This window comes from Rahnella victoriana (assembly GCF_021276285.1).
In the GTDB taxonomy this organism is placed as follows: Bacteria; Pseudomonadota; Gammaproteobacteria; order Enterobacterales; family Enterobacteriaceae; genus Rahnella; species Rahnella victoriana.
In genome coordinates, this window is record NZ_CP089919.1 from 3,670,249 (window position 1) to 3,689,996 (window position 19,748).

Consider the following 19,748-nt stretch of genomic DNA (forward strand, 5'->3'; position numbering starts at 1 on the left):
AGCCGTTTTATCACCTGAGAACAGGGCAGCATTATGGATCACGCTATCTACACCGCAGGCGGCGCCGCCAGTCAGACGCTGGTTCAGCAGTCGGTGACGTCGAGTAACCTGGCCAACGCCAATACACCGGGCTTCCGCTCGCAGCTTTTAGCGATGCGCGCAGTGCCGGTGGACGGGGAAAGCCTGCAAACCCGTACGCTGGTCACCGCGTCTACGCCGGGCGCAGACATGACCCAGGGGAAACTGAACTACACCGGACGCCCGCTTGACGTGGCGTTACAGCAGGACGGTTTCCTTGCGGTGCAGATGCCTGATGGCTCTGAAGCCTATACCCGTAACGGTGACATGCAGGTTTCCCCCACTAACCAGCTGACCGTTCAGAGTCATCCGGTGATGGGGGATAACGGGCCGATCGAAGTTCCGCCGGACTCTCAGCTCACGATTTCAGCGGACGGCACCATTGCCGTACTTGAAGCCGGTGCTGATCCCAACACCATGGGTCAGCTCGGCAAACTCAAGCTGGTAAAGGCTGCAAACAACGAAGTCACCCGTGGCGACGACGGCATGTTCCGGCCAACCCCGGCCACCGTGCAGGCGCGGGGTGCCGCGTTACAGGCTGACCCGACCATTCACGTCATGCCCGGCACGCTTGAAGGCAGTAACGCGGACCCGGTGTCTACCATGGTTGACATGATCGCCAACGCCCGTCGCTTTGAGATGCAGATGAAAGTCATCCACAGCGTCGATGAAAATGAACAGAGTGCCAACAATCTGCTGTCAATGAGCTGATGATGGCAGAGGAGTAAAAACATGATCCCATCGCTGTATATTGCGAAAACCGGTCTGGATGCCCAGCAGACCAACATGGACGTCATCGCCAACAACCTGGCGAACGTCAGCACTAACGGCTTTAAACGCCAGCGTGCGGTATTTGAAGACCTGCTTTACCAGACGGTCCGTCAGCCTGGTGCGCAGTCTTCTGAACAGACGAACCTGCCATCCGGTTTACAGATCGGTACCGGTGTGCGTCCTGTGTCCACAGAACGTCTGTTCTCGCAGGGTAACCTGTCACAGACCAGCAACAGCAAAGACATCGCCGTAAAAGGGGAAGGGTTCTTCCAGGTGCAGTTGCCGGACGGCACCACCGCCTATACCCGTGACGGTTCTTTCCAGGTTGACCAGAACGGTCAGCTGGTGACCTCCAGCGGTTATCAGGTGATCCCGGCCATCACCATTCCGGCCAATGCCCTGAGCATGACCGTGGGCCGTGACGGTATCGTCAGTGTGACCACGCAAGGTCAGACGGCGGCACAGCAGGTCGGTCAGCTGACGCTGAGCACCTTCATCAACAACAGCGGCCTGGAGTCACTGGGTGAGAACCTGTATCAGGAAACCCAAAGCTCCGGCGCACCGACTGAAAGCACACCGGGCCTGAACGGCGCGGGTCTGCTGTATCAGGGTTATGTGGAAACCTCTAACGTCAACGTGGCGGAAGAACTGGTCAACATGATCCAGACGCAGCGCGCTTACGAAATCAACAGTAAAGCCGTGTCCACGTCGGACGAAATGCTGCAGAAACTTTCTCAGCTGTAAGTTTTTTGTGTCAGTAAGACAAAAAGAGGACAGGGGCGGATCCGCTCCTGTCCTGAACCGGTTCAGATCCCTACCAGGTCGATTTTTTAAAGGCGATAACTGTGGTGACCAAAAAAAACACGTCGGTAATGACTTCTTCTACAGACCGACCAGGCAAGCTGGTGCTGCCGCTGTTAATCACATTACTGGCGAATGGCTGCGCGTATATGCCGCACACCCCGCTGGTCCCCGGAACAACCACAGCGGCGCCTGCGCCTGCCGCACCGCCGGTTCCAAACGGTTCGATTTTCCAGTCAGTACAGCCGATGAACTACGGTTATCAGCCGCTGTTTGAAGACCGCCGTCCACGTAATATCGGCGATACGCTGACCATCGTCTTGCAGGAAAACGTCAGTGCGAGCAAAAGCTCCTCGGCGAACGCCAGCCGTAACGGTTCCACGACGTTTGGCTTTGATACCACCCCGCGTTATCTGGAAGGCTTGTTCGGCAATGGCCGTGCCGCCGTGGATACCTCCGGTGCGAATACCTTCGCCGGCAAGGGCGGTGCTGCTGCCAATAACACCTTCAGCGGCACACTGACCGTGACCGTCGCCGAAGTGCTGGCGAACGGCAACCTGAAAGTGGTCGGTGAAAAACAAATCGAAATTAATCAGGGAACCGAATTTATCCGGTTCTCCGGTGTGGTCAACCCACGCACCATCAGCGGCGCGAACGCCGTGATCTCCACGCAGGTGGCAGATGCACGCATCGAGTACGTGGGTAACGGCTACATCAATGAAGCGCAGAACATGGGCTGGTTGCAGCGGTTCTTCTTAAACTTATCGCCGTTATAACGAGGCAATCATGCGAAAACTTCTCTCCGGTATTCTCTGTCTGGCGATGTCTACCCTGGTGGTACTGCCCGCATCCGCCGATCGTATTCGCGATCTGACCACCGTTCAGGGTGTGCGTGATAACGCCCTGATCGGCTACGGTCTGGTTGTCGGCCTCGACGGTACCGGTGACCAGACCACCCAGACGCCGTTCACCACCCAGACGCTGACCAACATGTTATCCCAGCTCGGTATCACCGTACCGGCAGGCACCAATATGCAGCTGAAAAACGTGGCGGCGGTCATGGTCACGGCCAAGATGCCGCCGTTTTCGCGAGCCGGTCAGGCCATCGACGTCGTGGTGTCTTCCATGGGTAACGCCAAAAGTATCCGTGGCGGCACCTTGCTGATGACGCCAATGAAAGGCGTAGATAATCAGGTGTACGCGCTGGCACAGGGTAACGTGCTGGTGGGCGGTGCCGGTGCGTCTGCCGGTGGCAGCAGCGTCACGGTGAACCAGGTGTCCGGCGGTCGTATCACCGGCGGGGCAACCATTGAACGTGAACTGCCAAGCACCTTCGGGACCGAAGGCGTGATCAACCTGCAACTCAATGACGAAGATTTCAATCTGGCGCAGCAGATCAGCGATGCGATCAACCGTCAGGGGATGGGCGTGGCGTCGGCACTGGATTCCCGCAATATTCAGGTGGTGGTGCCGCGTGGCAACACCTCGCAGGTGCGCATTCTGGCGCAGATCCAGAATATCGAAGTCAACGTCGGGCCGATGGACGCGAAAGTGATCATCAACTCCCGTACCGGTTCGGTGGTCATGAACCGCGATGTCACGCTGGACAGCTGTGCGGTGGCGCAGGGCAACCTCTCTGTGGTGGTCGATCGTCAGAACGATGTCAGTCAGCCGAACACGCCATTTGGCGGCGGTCAGACCGTGGTGACGCCAAACACCAATATTTCCGTTCGTCAGTCGGGCGGGTCGATTCAGCAGGTACGTTCGAGTGCCAGCCTGAACAACGTGGTGCGTACCCTGAATGCGTTAGGCGCGACGCCTATCGATCTGATGTCTATCCTGCAGGCAATGAAAACAGCCGGATGCCTGCGTGCTGATTTGGAAATTATCTGATGAGCGATCTGATGTCGATGTCAGGGACGTTTGACCCGCAATCTGCGGCGTACGATACGAACTCCCTGAACAAACTGAAGCGGGATGTGGCGCAGGATCCGCAGGCGCACATCAAAGAAGTGGCTAAACAGTTTGAAGGGGTGTTCGTGCAGATGATGCTGAAAAGCATGCGTCAGGCACTGCCGCAGGGTGGCATTCTGGATAACGAATCCACCAAACTTTATACATCGATGTACGATCAGCAAATTGCGCAGGACATGTCCAACAAAGGGTTGGGCATGGCTGACATGATGGTGGAACAGCTCACCGGCGGCAGTAAACAACCGTCTGAACTGGCGGGTACGGTGCCGATGGCGCTGGATAACGAAGTGCTCAAAACCCTTCCGGTTCAGGCCATGGAACAGTACCTGCGTAAAGTCATCCCGACCGCGCCGGACCGCACCACCGGCGGCGCACCGTTGCCAACCGACAGCGGACAGTTCGTCTCCAGCCTGACCATTCCGGCGCAGGTCGCCAGTAAAGACAGCGGGATCCCGCATCAGCTGATCATGGCGCAGGCCGCGCTGGAATCCGGCTGGGGGCAGCGTGAAATCCCGACCTCCGATGGCAAGCGCAGCTTCAACCTGTTTGGTATCAAAGCGGGCAGCAGCTGGGACGGCCCGACCACCCGGATCACCACCACCGAATACACCAACGGCGTGGCGAAAAAAGTGCAGGCCAGTTTCCGCGTCTATGGCTCTTATGTCGAAGCCATCAGCGACTACATCAAATTGCTCACCAATAACCCGCGTTACGCACAGGTTGCCTCCGCCAATACCCCGGAACAGGCGGCTCACGCTCTGCAACGTGCCGGTTACGCCACCGACCCGAATTACGCCGATAAACTGGTCAGTGTGATCCAGAAAATTAAAGGCGCGGGCGAGCAGGCGGTGAAGGCGTATAGCCATGATTTAAAAGATATCTTTTAGACCTGCAAATCCTCGTTTTTTTTCTCAAGTTTTAGCGGTGCAGGCCGATAACACGATCAGAATGGGAAAAGGGGAAAGCCCCGGTTCAGCTCCCTTAATTACACGGTGGTAAAAAAGTCACCGGCAGCCAAAAGGTCACTCATGTCCAGTAGCTTAATAAATACCGCAATGAGCGGACTGAACGCAGCGCAGGCCGCGCTCAGTACCACCGGGAACAACATCGCTAACGTCAGTGTGGCCGGTTATAACCGCCAGACGGCCATTATTGCTGAAAGCAACGGCACCTCAACCTCTGCCGGGTACATCGGTAACGGTGTCACGGTCACGGGCGTTAACCGTGAGTACAACTCTTTTGTGGTCAAACAGCTTCTGGGTGCCAGCGCAACCAGCAGTGCGTTGTCGACACAGCTCGATCAGGCCAGCTCCATCGATGACTTACTGGGCGACAGCTCAACCGGTATCGACGCCACCATGGCGACGTTCTTCACCGGCCTGCAAACCCTGACCAGCAATGCCAGCGACAGCTCGGCGCGTCAGGCGGTACTGGGCGAAGCGCAGGGCTTAACGGCGCAGTTCAACAGCTCAGCCAAATACCTGAACGACATGAACACGGCGGTTAACCAGCAGATCACGCAGAATGTTGACCAGATCAACACCTATGCGACGCAGATTGCCAAACTCAACGATCAGATCACCGCGACCCGCGGCAGCACCGGGCAGGAGCCGAATGCCCTGCTTGACCAGCGCGACCTGCTGGTCAGCCAGCTGAATGACATTACCGGCGTGACGGTGACCCAGCAGGATGGCGATACTTACAACGTCTCCTTTGCCAACGGCACCCCGCTGGTCAGCGGTGGGTCGGCGAAAACCGTCGTGGCGATGGCGTCGAGTGCGGATCCTTCCAAACTGACCGTGGGCATGACGCAGGCGGACGGTTCCGTGACCGAAATTCAGGAAAGCCGTCTGACCACCGGTTCACTTGGCGGCACACTGGCTTTCCGTAAAGAAAACCTGGAACCGGCCATCAACCAGTTAGGTCAGCTTGCGCTGGCGCTGGGCGACAGTTTCAATACCACCAACAAAGCCGGTTTTGACCTCAACGGTGACGCAGGGACGGATTTCTTCTCCTTCACCGGCGCGACCACCGTGGGCAACACTAAAAACACGGGCACGGCAGCCGTGGATGTGGCGTATACCGACACCTCAGCGGTAAAAGCCAGCGATTACACCATGTCGTACAACGGCACAAGCTGGGATGTGACCCGCGTTTCCGATGGGGCAAAAATCACCCCGACGGCAGGGACTGACAGTAACGACGATCCGACCCTGGAATTTGATGGTCTGTCGGTGTCTGTCAGCGGCACACCGGATACCAAGGACAGCTTCACCATCAAAACGGTGAGCAATGTCGCAGGCAGCCTGAATGTCGCCATCAGTGATTCTTCCCTGATTGCCGCCGCCAGCGCCGCAGACAGCGGTGTCAGTGATAACACCAACGCACAAAACATGCTGAATCTGCAAACCGCCAAACTGGTGGAAGGCAAATCCACCCTGACCGGCGCGTATGCCAGTATGGTGAGTAACGTCGGTAACCAGGTTGCCACGCTGACCACCACCAGCACGGCGCAGGCCAATATTGTGACGCAGCTGACCACGCAGCAGCAGTCTATCTCCGGGGTTAACCTCGATGAGGAGTACGGCGACCTGCAACGTTTCCAGCAATATTATCTGGCTAACGCCCAGGTTGTGCAGACAGCATCGACGATATTCGACGCCATTATAAATCTCCGCTGATCCCGGAACTGATAAGGAACTGATGCCATGCGCCTTAGTACCAATATGATTTACCAACAGAACATGGATGCGGTGCTGGATGGTCAGAACCGTTTCCAGGCGACCGGCTTACAGCTGTCTACCGGCAGCAAAGTGAGCAAGCCTTCGGATGATCCGCTGGCGGCATCGCAGGCGGTGCTGGTGCGTCAGGCACAAACAGAAAACAGTCAGTATTCTGTAGCCCGTACCTTTGCCAACCAGAGCATGAGTCAGGAAGAATCGATTTTAGGCAGCGTGACATCCACCATCCAGGATGCGCAGACGCTGATCGTTCAGGCCGGTAACGGTACGCTGAGCGATGACGACCGCTCTTCACTGGCGACCAAACTGGAAAGCCTGAAATCTCAGCTTCTGAATCTGGCAAACAGCACTGACGGCAATGGACGCTATATTTTCGCCGGTTATAAAAGTGATACCGCGCCTTATACCCAGGATGCCACCACCGGCGAAGTGACTTATTCCGGCGGTACGACGGCGATCACCCAGCAGGTTGATGCCAGCCGCACGATGACCATCAACCATACCGGTAATCAGATTTTTGATACCCTGACGGGTGATGCGAAGACCGAACCGGGCGGTTCTGTCGGTGAATCGGATATATTCAAAACCATCGACGGCGCGCTGAAAGCCCTGACCACGCCATCCGCCGACTATACCACTGACACGGAATATACTGATGCCATCGATAAAGCCAACCGTGGTCTGAGCAATTCACTCAACAACGTGCTGTCAGTGCGTTCTGAGTTGGGTACGCAGATGAGTGAACTGGACAATCTGGATACGCTGGGCGATAACCGTGAAGTCACCAACTCCACCAAACTCAGTAATCTGGTGGATACGGAATGGACCTCGGCGATCTCGACCTACACCCTGCAACAGGTCGCGCTTCAGGCGTCCTACAAAACCTACAGCGCCATGCAAGGTATGTCACTGTTCCAGATGAATTCGTAATCCTCTCCGGCGCGTGATCCTGCGCGCCAGACACCTTCTCGTTATCGACTGCATAACCGTAAATCTGCGGTTATGCAGGCATTTTTCTGACTGTACTTAAACCGGGTACTCTCAGCTTTGTATGTCGTCTTTCTAAGGTTTGGCGACATACTCTTTTTCCCTCTTCATATTTCAGACTGGCTCAGCGTTGGCTTCCTTCGCGAACCCCGGTCACATACTTATTGTATGCTCCCGGGGATTCACTCAGTTGCCGCCTTGATACAATCCGAACCAGTTAGAGGAATCTGTACTCGTTATTCAGGGGAACCTACCAGAGGATTAATCATTCTTAATGACCAAACATGGCAAGTAATACGGGGAACAGGAACGGGGCGAGGAGGGAGGTGATGATCCCGCAAATCACCAGCGCCAGTGAGCTGAACGCGCCTTCCTGATAATCCATTTCTGCGCAACGTGCGGTGCCCAGTGCGTGCGAGGCGGTGCCCATCGCCAGTCCGCGTGAAGCTTTGGTGGTGATTTTGAGAATATTCAAAATCGTGTGACCAAAGACGGCACCAAGAATACCGACGAAAATCACACACACGGCGCTGATGGCCGGAATGCCGTTGATGGATTGCGCCGTCGCCATGGCGATCGGCGTGGTGACGGATTTCGGTAAGACCGATGCCGCAATCTGCGGTGTTGCACCCATCCACAGCGCGATCGCCGTGCCGGTGACCATGGCGACGACACTGCCGATAAAACAGATACTGATGATGGATTTCCAGCGGGCGCGGATCTGATGCAATTGCTCATACAACGGAAAGGCCAGCGCGACCACCGCCGGTTGCAGCAAATCATTGAGGATTTTGCTGCCAGCGAAATAGCGGGCGTAAGGAATATTTGTCACCAGCAGCAGCGGAATAATCACCACCATCGACATCAGCAGCGGATTGAGCAGCGGCATTTTCAGTTTGATGGCTAGCTTGCGGGTGGCAAAAAACACGATAAGCGTCAGCGGCAATGACCACAGAATATCAATCATTTTTGTTCTCCGCCTTTTCGCCCACCGCACCGCGTTCGCCATGAATGTAGTGTGAACAATAGGCGACAACCAGCAGCACGATAAGGGTACTCACCAGACAGGACACCACCAGCGGACCAAACTGCGTGCGCAGTTGCTCGTAATAATTCATCACCCCGACGCCGATAGGCACGAACAACAGCGCCATATAACGGATCAGAATGTTACAGCCCGGTTTGACCCATTTAAACGGCAGAATTTGCGTGGAAAGCAGCCCGAACAGGATCAGCATCCCGATAATGCTGCCAGGTATCGTGAGCGGCAAAAGAGATGAAATCGCATTCCCGGCGAATAAACAGAGATAGATCAGAATAAACGCCCGAATATATTGAAATGCCAGAGAGGTTGCATTGCTCATGGTGTTTCACCCAGTTGAATGATGCATTCATCATACAATTAAGATGTGATCTGTGCCACATAACTCAGTATGAAATTTAGGAATGAAGTGTATTCCAAAATGGCGTGTGACTGGCAGGTTTTGTTTTCTCCTTCACCGCGCCGGAGAGACGTTTCAGCGGGTATTGAGAAAGTAGCAACGGGTCCGTGATGTGCTCCACTCATGGCGAAGTGTGAGGCGGCAACGCAGTTTTGGCTCCTCCCCCTGCGAAGGGGGAGGCGGGGAGGGGGTTCAGCAGGCAACACCAGATTCCGAGTTGTCATTAATACCCCACCCCAGCCCTCCCCTTCGCAGGGGAGGGAGCAAGCCGGTTTTCGGCTCCCCCCGCGGCGAAGTGTGAGGGAGCAAGCCGGTTTTCGGCTCCACCCATGGCGAAGTGTGAGGGAGCAACGCGGTTTTGGCTCCTCCCCCTGCGAAGGGGGAGGCGGGGAGGGGGTTTAGCAGGCAACACCAGATCCAGAATTGTCATTAATGCCCCACAACAGCCTTTCTTTTTGCAGGGGGGAGAGCCACCCATTTCTTCATCGCACGCAGGCGTTGCCGGTTAGATCATAACCCCGGCGCTTTCCACATCGACGTCGTCAGCTGCCGGTCCACCAGCCCGAGCTGGTCGGCGTACACTTCCTGCCAGTTGGCTTTCTGTACCAGATAATTTGCATGATGCGCGGCCACCGGCTGGTATTCCCGCTCCCAGCGCACCAGCGCTTCGCCGGTGTCGGCAAGTGACGCGTACACACCCGCCGCGACACCGGCCGCAATCGCACAGCCCAGTGCGGTGGCTTCTTTTACCACCGGCACATTCACCGGCACCCCGGTGACATCACTTAAAATCTGACACCACAATTTTCCTTTTGAGCCGCCGCCGGAGAACACCAGCGATTTGGCGCGGACACCGGAGAAGCGGGCGATCATATCCAGATTGCAGGCCGAGACGATGGCGGCGTTTTCTTCCAGCGCGCGGAACAGCACCGGTTTGTTGCACTTTTCAGGATCGATGGACAAATTGATGAACGACGGCGCGGCGTGATACCAGTTCTTGAAATGCATGGCGTCGGAGAACACCGGGGTGACGCCCCAGGCGCCGGCGGGTACACGGGCGGCCATATCCTCCAGAAGACTGTAAGCATCGACACCCAGACGCTGCGCCATGGTTTTTTCTTCAGTGCAAAACGCGTCGCGGAACCAGCGCATGGTCAGGCCGGTGAAAAAACTGATGGATTCGGCCTGCGCCATACCGGGGATAACATGCGGATTGACGCGGATGTTCATCTCCGGATCGGTGACCGGTTGCGGTAAGTTGACGATCTGCTGCCAGAAGGTGCCGCCGAGTACCGCTGTCTGACCGGGACGTACCAGTCCCAGCCCCAGCGTGCCGAGCTGGGCATCGCCGCCGCCCATGCCGACCGGCGTACCGGCTTTCAGCCCGCAGGCGTCGGCGGCGCTGGCGGTGACATAACCCAGCCGGGTGCCGGTTTCCGCTACCGGTGACAGCATATCGGCGCGCAGACCGGCCATATCCAGCAGTTCAGGCCGCCAGTTGCGCGTGGTTAAATCCAGCATGCCGGTGGTCCCGGCGTTTGACGGATCCACCGCCAGTTCGCCGCTGAGCATATACGCCAGCCAGTCGCTGATCATGGTGATGGTCGCCGCCTGACGGTAAATGTCCGGGCGATGATGGGCCAGCCACAGCAAACGCGGCATGGCGCTGAGTGCCAGCGTCTGGCCGGAACATTCATAGACTTCGCGTTCAAATTCGAAATCGTGGATTTCTTTTAATTCGCTCACTTCCCGGCTGGCGCGGGCATCGACGTTGGCGCAGGCCCAGATGGGCGCGCCGGATTTATCGTACAGCACGATGCCTTCGCGCATGGAACAGGCAGCGACGGCGCGGATCGCGGAAGCGGGGAGGCGCGCTTCCTGCAGCGCCTGACGGATGCACTGACACGCCAGTTGCCAGTTTTTGTGCAGATCAAACTCCATCGAACCGGGGACATCCGGCACAGCCAGATGGATCCATTCGGCCTGCCCGGCGGCTATCTGCTCACCTTCGAGATTGAAAATCACCGCCCGGATACTGCCGGTTCCGGCATCCAGCGCCATCAGATAGCTACGTTCGTGCTCAGAGTTCAGGGTAGAGGTCATCGCGATGTTCTCTCGTGCCAGTTTATCGGGCACCGTTTACCTGACCGCCACGCCCCTCACTCCCTGCGGGTCAGTCGAGCAGCGCCAGCATGGCTCTTGCTGTGCTCTCTTCGGTTACCAGTGCGTTAATTCGTTTACCTTTCAGTGCCGCCACAATGGCTTCGGCTTTCTCAACGCCACCCGCCACACCTAACACCGTCGGAATGCTGGCCAGTTCGTCCGGCGCGACGGCAATCAGTTCGTCGTGGATCGCCATGTTTTCCGCCAGCTGACCGTTACGTTGCATAAAGAAGCCCAGAATGTCGCCGACCGCGCCTTTGCGGCCAAACAGCAGCTGTTCGCCTTCGCTGATATAGCCGGAGCGCAAAATGGTCGCTTCCTGTTTCTGGTTCAGCGAACCAATGCCGACGACCGCGATATCGGCCGCGCAGGCCGCCAGCATCACATCGTGAACGTTACGTTCCTGGCGGAAAATGGCCGCCACGCTGGCCGATGACGCCCGCAGCGGCGCGGGAATAATGCTGACCCCGCAGGCGGCGTCGAGCTGTCCGATGCCGGTCATATACGGCCCGACACCGCCGGAAAGCGTGACCATGCGGATTTGCTGCGACGAAATGAATCCGCTCAGATGTTGCAGCGTACTCATTGCCGTTTCGCCAAATCCCACCGCCAGCAGTTGCTCCGGTTTGAGTAATGTCATCAGCATATGCGCGGCACCGACACCCAGCCGGGCGCTCAGCGAGCCATCAGCAAGCTGTGGCAATACGCGGATCTGCTGCAAACCAAAACGTTCAAGCAGGGTGTTTTCCAGCGACAAACAGCCCTCAAAACGCGAGTTGATTTGTACGCGGATCACCCCGGACTGCCGGCCTTTTTCCAGCAGGCGCGACACTTTAAGCCGCGTCAGCCCAAGCCGTTCACCAATCTCATTCTGGGTCAGGCCGTCGTGGTAGTAGAACCACGCGGTGCGTGCCAGCAGTTCCTCTTCACCCATGCTGAATTCCGGATGGTTAGTCAAATCGGAAAGCGTTGTCTTGTCATTCATAGTGAACACTTATCAAAATGTAGATCAATTGTTCGTTAACAAAATGTTGTTAACTGTGATGTGTTTTGCAAAATTCAAATGATTACCGCCTGAATCATAACGCAGAGTATATGAGTTGAACAAACTGTGATCAGTGCAAAAGTTTTCCCCGCTACCTCGGACTAGCTTTATGAACAATATTAAATCATAAATACATTTGTTCAGTAAATGTATTCAGTCAGGGGCCAGCACATGCAGTTCAGCGAACAGTCAGCAGCAGACCTCCCGAAGCCCGACCTGTTGTTGCAGGTCAGCGGCGTCAGTAAAAGCTTTTCCGGTGTGGCGGTGCTGAAAGATATCGATTTCAGCCTGCAACGCGGCGAAGTGCACGCCTTGCTTGGCGGCAACGGCGCCGGTAAATCGACGCTGATGAAAATCATTGCCGGTGTCGAAATAGCCGATCGCGGCACGCTGCTGCTCGGCGGCGAGCCTCTGCTGGCGCTGTCACCGGCGAAAGCGCATCAGGCGGGTATTTATCTGGTGCCGCAGGAACCGATGCTGTTTCCGAGTCTGACGGTGCGTGAAAACATTCTGTTTCGTCTGCCTGCCCGTCAGGCCAGTGAGAAGAAATTGCAACAGACGCTGACGGAACTGGGGTGCAATTTGCCGCTCGGCGCGCTGGCCGGCACCCTTGAAGTCGCCGATCAGCAACTGGTGGAGATCCTGCGCGGTCTGATGCGCGATGCGCGGTTGCTGATCCTCGATGAACCGACCGCCTCGCTGACCCCGGCGGAATCTGCCCGCTTATTTACCCAGGTGCGCCATCTCACCGGACAGGGCGTCGGCGTGGTGTTTATCTCGCACAAACTGCCGGAAATCCGTGCCATTGCTGACCGCGTCAGCGTGATGCGCGACGGCAAAATCGCCCTCAGCGGCACACTTGCCGGACTGGATAACGATGCGTTGATCCGCGCCATCACGCCGCAGACTCAGGACACCGCGCTGCCCGCAGAACAAAAACTGTGGCTGGATCTCCCCGGCACGCGCCGCAACAGCGCAGGCAGCGAGCCGGTATTGCAGGTGCAAAACCTGACCGGTGAAGGCTTTATCAATATTTCATTCAGCGCCCGCGCCGGGGAAATCGTCGGGCTGGCGGGCGTCGTGGGGGCAGGGCGAACCGAACTGGCGGAAACCCTGTATGGCCTGCGCGATGCTCAAAGCGGTCAGGTTCTTCTGATGCAGCAAGACATCAGCGGGCTGACCACCTTACAGCGCCTGAAAAAAGGGCTGGTGTATCTGCCGGAAGACCGGCAGGCCTCCGGTTTGTATCTCGATGCGCCGCTGAGCTGGAACACCACTTCGCTGACCTTTAACCGTCAAAGCTGGTGGCTGAACATCAAACGCGAAGCGGCGGTGCTCGAACGTTATCACCGTGCGCTGGGAATTAAATACCGCGACGGATCGCAAACCGCCCGCACGCTTTCCGGCGGAAACCAGCAAAAGCTGCTGATCGCCAAATGTCTGGAAGCACAGCCTGCGGTGCTGATTGTCGATGAACCGACACGCGGCGTGGACGTGTCCGCGCGGGCTGATATCTACCAGTTGCTGCGCAATGTGGTGGAACAGAACGTGGCGGTGATCCTGATTTCTTCCGATCTGGATGAAATCGAAGGGCTGGCGGATCGGGTATTCGTCATGCATCAGGGGGAAATGAGCGGCGAGTTGCAGGGCAGCGACATTAACGTCAGCAACATCATGCACATCGCGTTTGGTAATCATGCCCAAACCCCTGCCACCGGAGGAACCTCATGCTGAAGCGGATACAAAACAACCGGGAACTCACCGCGCTGATGGCGATCATTGCGCTGTTTGCCCTGCTCGGCGCGATGGACAGCCAGTCGTTCAGCTTCCAGACGCTGAGCATGATTTTTGGCAGCGCGCAGATCCTGATGCTGCTGGCGATGGGCGCCACGGTAGTGATGCTGACCCGCAACATCGACGTGTCGGTGGGGTCCATCACCGGCCTGTGCGCGGTGACGCTGGGCGTGCTGCTTAACGGCGGCATGAACCTGCTGCTGGCCTGTCTGCTGACTCTCGGCACCGGTTTGCTGGCCGGTTTGTTTAACGGTGTGCTGGTCGCCTGGCTGCGCATTCCGGCGATCGTCGCCACGCTCGGTACGCTCGGTTTATACCGTGGCCTGATGCTGCTGATGACCGGCGGCAAATGGATTGAAGGCTTACCGGCCGGGCTGAAATCCCTGTCGGAACCGGTGTTTCTCAACGTTTCATCACTGGGCTGGCTGGTGATTGTCCTGCTTGGCGCGATGTTCTGGATGCTGAGCCGCACGGTGTTTGGCCGCAGCTTCTACGCCGTGGGTGACAACTTACAGGGCGCACGGCAACTCGGCGTAGCCGTCAACCGCGTGCGCATCCTGGCGTTTGGCATCAACGGCATGATGGCGGCGATCGCCGGGATCGTGTTCGCCTCACAAATCGGTTTCGTACCCAATCAGACCGGCAGCGGGCTGGAAATGAAAGCCATTGCCGCCTGCGTGCTGGGCGGCATCAGCCTGCTCGGCGGTACGGGGTCAATCCTCGGCGCGGTGCTCGGCGCGTATTTCCTGACCCAAATCGACAGCGTGCTGGTGTTGTTACGTCTTCCGGCCTGGTGGAATGATTTTATCGCCGGACTGGTGCTGCTGGCGGTGCTGGTGTTCGACGGCAGATTGCGCCAGGCATTGCAGAAAAACCTGCGCCGCCAGAAGTATTCACGCTTCCTGACGGCCAGCCCGCCGGTACAAAAGAAACCGGCTGAACGCCATTCGCGGCAGCAAAAAAATCTCACACGCCGGTTGAGTACCGGCAAAAAGGGCGGGGTGATGTGATGAATAAACTCCAACAATATGGCTGGGAAGCGGCACTGCTGGCGCTGCTGATCCTGGAAATCTTACTGTTCGGCGTCGCCAACCCGCGCATGCTGGATGCCAATACGCTGCTGTTCAGTACCAGTGATTTCATCACTATCGGCATTGTGGCGTTACCGCTGACGCTGGTGATTGTCAGCGGCGGCATCGATATTTCTTTTGGTTCGACCATCGGCCTGTGTGCTATCGCGCTCGGCGTGTTGTGTCAGGCGGGCGTGCCGCTGGCACTGGCGCTTATCCTGACGCTGGCGCTCGGAGCAGCCTGCGGTTTACTCAATGCGGCGCTGATCCTGTATACCGGCGTCAATCCGCTGGTTATCACGCTCGGCACGCTTTATCTGTTCGGTGGCAGCGCCTTGCTGCTTTCCGGGCTGGCGGGCGCCACTGGCTTTGAGGGGATCGGGAATTTCCCGGATGCCTTCACCAGTTTCGCCAATCTGGTGGTGTTGGGGCTGCCGGTGCCGCTGCTGATTTTCCTCGCCGCCACCCTGTTTTTCTGGCTGCTGATGCACCGCAGTCGCACCGGACGCAACGTGTTTCTCATCGGTCAGAATGCCCGCGTGGCGCGCTACGGTGCCTTGCCGGTCAGCCGCACGGTATTTGCGCTCTACGGCATGACCGGCCTGGCCTCGGCGGTGGCCGCCATTCTGATGACCTCTTATTTCGGCTCGGCGCGTTCTGATCTCGGTAACGCGCTGCTGATGCCTGCCATCACAGCGGTGGTGCTGGGCGGCGCCAATATCTACGGCGGTTCAGGTTCTGTTCTCGGCACGGCGCTGGCGACGCTGCTGATCGGGTATCTCCAGCAGGGGTTGCAAATGGTGGGAGTCTCCAGTCAGGTCTCGAGTGCGCTTTCGGGTGCGCTGCTGATCCTGGTGGTGATTGGCCGTTCCGCCAGCCTCAACCGTGGTCTTATCCGCAGTGTTTTCCAGCGTTATCGCCAGCGCGGGTCTGCGTCTTCTCCTTCCTTGACGTCTTCACAATAAGCCGGGGTAAATGATGAAAGCCAAAACGATGAAAACCTTATTAATTGCCAGTGCCGTGAGCCTCGCCTGCCTGAGTGCGCAGGCGGCTGAACGCATCGCGTTTATCCCAAAACTGGTGGGCGTCGGCTATTTCACCAGCGGCGGCAATGGTGCCATGGCGGCGGGTAAAGCGCTGGGCGCGGACGTGACCTATGACGGGCCGACGGAGCCGAGCGTGTCCGGTCAGGTACAGATGATCAATAACTTCGTCAATCAGGGATACAACGCGATTGTGGTCGCGGCGGTATCGCCTGACGGCCTGTGTCCGGCGCTCAAGCGCGCCATGCAGCGTGGCGTCAAAGTGCTGACCTGGGATTCTGACACCAAACCGGAATGCCGCTCGATTTACATCAATCAGGGCACCCCGCAACAGCTTGGCTCGATGCTGGTGGACATGACCTCCAGCCAGGTGACGAAAGAAAAAGCCAAAGTGGCGTTCTTCTATTCCAGCCCGACGGTGACGGACCAGAACCAGTGGGTGAAAGAGGCGAAAGCCAAAATCGCCAAAGAGCATCCGGGCTGGGAAATCGTGACCACGCAGTACGGCTATAACGACGCCACCAAATCACTGCAAACCGCCGAAGGGATCCTGAAATCCTATGGCGATCTGGACGCCATTATTGCGCCGGATGCCAACGCCTTACCGGCTGCTGCGCAGGCGGCGGAGAACCTCAAACGCACCAACGTGACCATCGTCGGCTTCAGCACGCCAAACGTGATGCGCCCGTATGTCGAACGCGGCACGGTGAAACAGTTCGGCCTGTGGGACGTGGTCAGTCAGGGCAAAATCTCGGTTTACGTCGCCGATCAGTTACTGAAAAAAGGCGAACTTAATGTGGGTTACAAGCTGGACGTGCCGGACGTCGGCCCGGTGGAAGTGGTGCCGAACAGCGTGCAGGGCTACCAGTATGAGGCCAAGGGCAACGGCATTGTGTTACTGCCGGAACGCGTGGTCTTCACCAAAGACAACATCGGTAAATACGACTTCTGACAGGTAAGGAGAAAGTAACATGGCAGATCTGGACGATATCAGAGACGGTAAGAACTTCGGCATCGGCACGCCGCAGGATAATCACGCGTTCTTCCTGAAAGGCAGCGGTCAGCTTGACTGGGGAATGCAGTCGCGGCTGGCGCGGATTTTCAATCCGGCATCCGGCCGGACGGTGATGCTGGCGTTTGACCACGGTTATTTTCAGGGGCCGACGACGGGTCTCGAACGCATCGACATCAACATTGCGCCGCTGTTTGCCCACACCGATGTGCTGATGTGTACCCGTGGCGTGCTGCGCAGCGTGGTGCCTGCGGCGGTCAATAAACCGGTGGTGATGCGGGCTTCGGGCGCTAACTCGATCCTGACTGAACTCTCTAACGAAACCGTCGCCGTCGCAATGGAAGATGCGCTGCGTCTGAACGTCGCCGCGATGGCTGCGCAGGTATATATCGGCAGCGAATACGAACATCAGTCGATTAAAAACATTATCCAGCTGGTCGATCAGGGCATGCGCTACGGCATGCCGACCATGGCGGTGACCGGCGTCGGCAAAGACATGGCGCGGGATCAGCGTTACTTCTCACTGGCGACCCGTATCGCGGCAGAAATGGGCGCAAACATTATCAAAACCTATTACGTCGATGAAGGGTTTGAGCGTGTGGCGGCGGGTTGTCCGGTGCCGATCGTTATTGCCGGTGGCAAAAAACTGCCGGAACGTGAGGCGCTGGAAATGTGTTATCAGGCGATTGATCAGGGCGCTTCCGGTGTGGATATGGGACGTAACATCTTCCAGTCCGAATCACCGGTTGCCATGCTGAAAGCGGTAAAAGCCGTCGTCCACGAAAACGCCAGCGTGGCGCATGCTTATGAACTGTTCCTGAGTGAAAAGGGGTGAATCATGGAAGTGACACTGGTCGAGATTAATGTTCAGCCCGAAAAAGTGGATGAGTTTCTGGAAGTGTTTCACGCCAACCATTCAGGGGCGGTAAAGGAGCCGGGAAATCTCCGGTTTGATGTGTTGCAGGATGAAGCGATACCGACGCGATTCTTTATATACGAAGCCTATCAGGATAACGATGCCGTACTGGCGCACAAGAAAACGCCGCATTACCTGAAATGCGTCGAAGCGCTGGAGGGGATCATGTCGGAGCCGAGGAAGAAGACAGTGTTTAAGGGGATATATCCGTAAGAGTAAAACCGGTTTGCTCCACCTTTAGAAAGGAGCAGGGCAGTATGGTTTTTTGGCTCCTCCCCCTGCGAAGGGGGAGGTTGGGAGGGGGTTTTAAGGGCGAACAAATCGTCAAAGCTAACTTTTTGATTTTTCTTTAATACCCCACCCCCGCCCTCCCCTTCGCAGGGGAGGGCGCCGATCTGTGTTACATCAATCCCTCAAGTCTCACATATAACTCCCTGAACACTTTGCGCCGCTCCGCATACGCAGTGTGCTTATCAGCATCGGGCTGATGCACTTGCTCAAGTGCCAGCTCCGGCAGGAACTGCTCCAGCGGCTGACCGGGATTCATCGCGATCTGCGCCAGACGCGCTGCGCCCAGGGCGGGGCCGACGTCTCCGCCGGTGCGGTATTCCAGTGTTTCACCGCTGATATCCGCCAGCATCTGACGCCAGTAAGGGCTGCGGGCGCCGCCGCCGATCAGGGTGATGCTATGAGGTTTCAAACCCGTGGCATGCAGCACATCCATGCCATCCGCCAGTGCGAAACCGACACCTTCAAGTACGGCGCGGGCGATATCGGCGGGGCCATGCTGATGGGTCAGACCAAATAATGTGCCTTTGGCATTCGGATTGTTATGGGGTGTGCGTTCGCCGGAAAGATACGGCAGGAACCACACCGGTGAACCGGCCGGTTGCGTTTTTTCGGCCAGCGCGATCAACTCACCTACCGACGCGGTGCCGGTCAGTTTGGCGGCCCAGTCCAGACAGGACGCGGCGCTGAGCATCACAGACATCAGGTGCCAGGTATCCGGCAGCGCGTGACAGAAACTGTGTACCGCCTGCTGCGGATTGCTGAGGAAACCGTCACTGACGGCGAAATACACGCCTGAGGTGCCAAGTGACAGCATCGCCTGTCCGGTTTTGTATAATCCGACGCCCACCGCGCCAGCTGCGTTATCACCGCCACCGGCGATAACCGGAACGGAATCCATATTCCAGCGCGATGCGATCTCAGGAAGCAGGTGGCCGGTGATCTGATTGCCTTCAAAAAGGGCAGGCATCTGGCTGCGCGTCAGGCCGGTCGCATTCAGTAATTCATCATTCCAGTCGCGTTTAGCCACATCCAGCCACATCGTGCCTGCGGCGTCGGACATATCGCTGGCGAACACGCCGGTCATCAGCCAGCGAAGATAATCTTTAGGCAGCAGGACTTTGTCGATTTTGGCAAACAGATCCGGCTCGTTTTCACGTAACCAGAGTAATTTGGGCGCGGTAAAACCGGGCATCATCAGATTACCGGTGATCTGGCGCGAATCAGGGACTTCCGCTTCCAGTTGCTGACACTGACTGAAGCTGCGGCCATCGTTCCATAAAATGGCCGGACGTAACACGTTCTGTTGTGCATCCAGTACCGTCGCGCCATGCATCTGACCGGTCAGACCGATGGCTTTGACGTCTTTGAGTGAACGCTGATGCGAAAGCGCCGTGACCGCCTTGTCCGTGGCTTTCCACCAGTCAGCGGGAAGTTGTTCAGACCACAGCGGATGCGGACGGGACAGGGTTAACGCCTCGTTGTGACTGGCAACAACGCGACCTTCTTCGCTGAGTAAAATGGCTTTGACGCCGGAGGTGCCGAGATCGATACCGAGATACATGGTGGTTTTTCCCTTATCTTTTAATCCGTATCCAGAACGAGTTACGCCCTGACGCCGCA

18 protein-coding genes are annotated in these 19,748 nt (G+C 57.2%); 13 read left to right on the forward strand and 5 right to left on the reverse strand.

Translation table 11 applies throughout. From position 1 onward, the window contains the following. Positions 1–33 precede the first annotated feature (33 nt). The 7 genes from J9880_RS17000 (at position 34) to flgL (ending at position 7,295) form a co-directional block, all read left to right on the forward strand. A complete protein-coding gene (locus tag J9880_RS17000) occupies positions 34–789 on the forward strand; it encodes a flagellar basal body rod protein FlgF (RefSeq protein WP_232769655.1) in 756 nt (251 codons plus the stop codon). 21 nt (positions 790–810) lie between these two features. After that, positions 811–1,593, forward strand: a complete 783-nt coding sequence (gene flgG, locus J9880_RS17005; protein WP_095922295.1) for a flagellar basal-body rod protein FlgG — start codon at positions 811–813, stop codon at positions 1,591–1,593. Between the two features lie 128 nt (positions 1,594–1,721). Further along, a complete protein-coding gene (locus tag J9880_RS17010) occupies positions 1,722–2,426 on the forward strand; it encodes a flagellar basal body L-ring protein FlgH (RefSeq protein ID WP_095925152.1) in 705 nt (234 codons plus the stop codon). Between the two features lie 10 nt (positions 2,427–2,436). Further along, a complete protein-coding gene (locus J9880_RS17015) occupies positions 2,437–3,543 on the forward strand; it encodes a flagellar basal body P-ring protein FlgI (RefSeq protein WP_095922294.1) in 1,107 nt (368 codons plus the stop codon). Further along, positions 3,543–4,511 (forward strand): flagellar assembly peptidoglycan hydrolase FlgJ, encoded by a 969-nt coding sequence (gene flgJ / locus J9880_RS17020; protein ID WP_095922293.1) that lies wholly within the window; start codon positions 3,543–3,545, stop codon positions 4,509–4,511. Before J9880_RS17015 ends, flgJ begins: the two co-directional genes overlap by 1 nt. A gap of 141 nt (positions 4,512–4,652) precedes the next feature. Then, positions 4,653–6,305 (forward strand): flagellar hook-associated protein FlgK, encoded by a 1,653-nt coding sequence (gene flgK, locus J9880_RS17025; RefSeq protein WP_119822407.1) that lies wholly within the window; start codon positions 4,653–4,655, stop codon positions 6,303–6,305. Positions 6,306–6,332: 27 nt separating this feature from the next. Then, complete coding sequence (flgL, locus tag J9880_RS17030) at positions 6,333–7,295, forward strand: flagellar hook-associated protein FlgL (protein ID WP_119822408.1); 963 nt, start codon at positions 6,333–6,335, stop codon at positions 7,293–7,295. Positions 7,296–7,623: 328 nt separating this feature from the next. Here the strand turns inward: flgL and J9880_RS17035 are convergent, their stop codons facing one another. The 4 genes from J9880_RS17035 to lsrR form a co-directional block, all read right to left on the reverse strand. Beyond that, positions 7,624–8,319, reverse strand: a complete 696-nt coding sequence (locus J9880_RS17035) for a CidB/LrgB family autolysis modulator (RefSeq protein ID WP_119822409.1) — start codon at positions 8,317–8,319, stop codon at positions 7,624–7,626. Continuing rightward, positions 8,312–8,716 (reverse strand): CidA/LrgA family protein, encoded by a 405-nt coding sequence (locus tag J9880_RS17040; protein WP_131694326.1) that lies wholly within the window; start codon positions 8,714–8,716, stop codon positions 8,312–8,314. The genes J9880_RS17035 and J9880_RS17040 overlap by 8 nt, the downstream gene beginning before the upstream one ends. Positions 8,717–9,304: 588 nt before the next feature. After that, positions 9,305–10,897 carry an autoinducer-2 kinase gene (lsrK, locus tag J9880_RS17045; RefSeq protein ID WP_232770485.1) on the reverse strand — a complete coding sequence of 531 codons (1,593 nt, stop codon included), beginning with the start codon at positions 10,895–10,897 and terminating at the stop codon, positions 9,305–9,307. Positions 10,898–10,967: 70 nt separating this feature from the next. Continuing rightward, complete coding sequence (lsrR, locus tag J9880_RS17050; protein ID WP_095922287.1) at positions 10,968–11,942, reverse strand: transcriptional regulator LsrR; 975 nt, start codon at positions 11,940–11,942, stop codon at positions 10,968–10,970. A 231-nt stretch (positions 11,943–12,173) separates the two neighbouring features. On the opposite strand from lsrR, the gene lsrA reads away from it, so the two are divergent. From lsrA to lsrG, 6 genes are read left to right on the forward strand one after another with little or no spacing between them, the layout of a single operon-like run. Next, positions 12,174–13,736 carry an autoinducer 2 ABC transporter ATP-binding protein LsrA gene (gene lsrA, locus J9880_RS17055; RefSeq protein WP_095922286.1) on the forward strand — a complete coding sequence of 521 codons (1,563 nt, stop codon included), beginning with the start codon at positions 12,174–12,176 and terminating at the stop codon, positions 13,734–13,736. Further along, entirely contained in the window at positions 13,730–14,806 is a 1,077-nt protein-coding gene (gene lsrC, locus J9880_RS17060; RefSeq protein WP_119825189.1) for an autoinducer 2 ABC transporter permease LsrC, read from the forward strand. Before lsrA ends, lsrC begins: the two co-directional genes overlap by 7 nt. Then, a complete protein-coding gene (lsrD, locus tag J9880_RS17065; RefSeq protein WP_195817216.1) occupies positions 14,806–15,831 on the forward strand; it encodes an autoinducer 2 ABC transporter permease LsrD in 1,026 nt (341 codons plus the stop codon). The genes lsrC and lsrD overlap by 1 nt, the downstream gene beginning before the upstream one ends. A 28-nt stretch (positions 15,832–15,859) precedes the next feature. Beyond that, positions 15,860–16,861 (forward strand): autoinducer 2 ABC transporter substrate-binding protein LsrB, encoded by a 1,002-nt coding sequence (gene lsrB / locus J9880_RS17070; RefSeq protein WP_408637209.1) that lies wholly within the window; start codon positions 15,860–15,862, stop codon positions 16,859–16,861. A 19-nt stretch (positions 16,862–16,880) separates the two neighbouring features. After that, positions 16,881–17,756 (forward strand): 3-hydroxy-5-phosphonooxypentane-2,4-dione thiolase, encoded by an 876-nt coding sequence (gene lsrF, locus J9880_RS17075; protein WP_131694322.1) that lies wholly within the window; start codon positions 16,881–16,883, stop codon positions 17,754–17,756. 3 nt (positions 17,757–17,759) lie between these two features. Continuing rightward, complete coding sequence (gene lsrG / locus J9880_RS17080; RefSeq protein WP_095922281.1) at positions 17,760–18,050, forward strand: (4S)-4-hydroxy-5-phosphonooxypentane-2,3-dione isomerase; 291 nt, start codon at positions 17,760–17,762, stop codon at positions 18,048–18,050. A gap of 187 nt (positions 18,051–18,237) precedes the next feature. Here the strand turns inward: lsrG and xylB are convergent, their stop codons facing one another. Further along, complete coding sequence (gene xylB, locus J9880_RS17085) at positions 18,238–19,689, reverse strand: xylulokinase (RefSeq protein ID WP_119825183.1); 1,452 nt, start codon at positions 19,687–19,689, stop codon at positions 18,238–18,240. Positions 19,690–19,748: the final 59 nt, after the last annotated feature.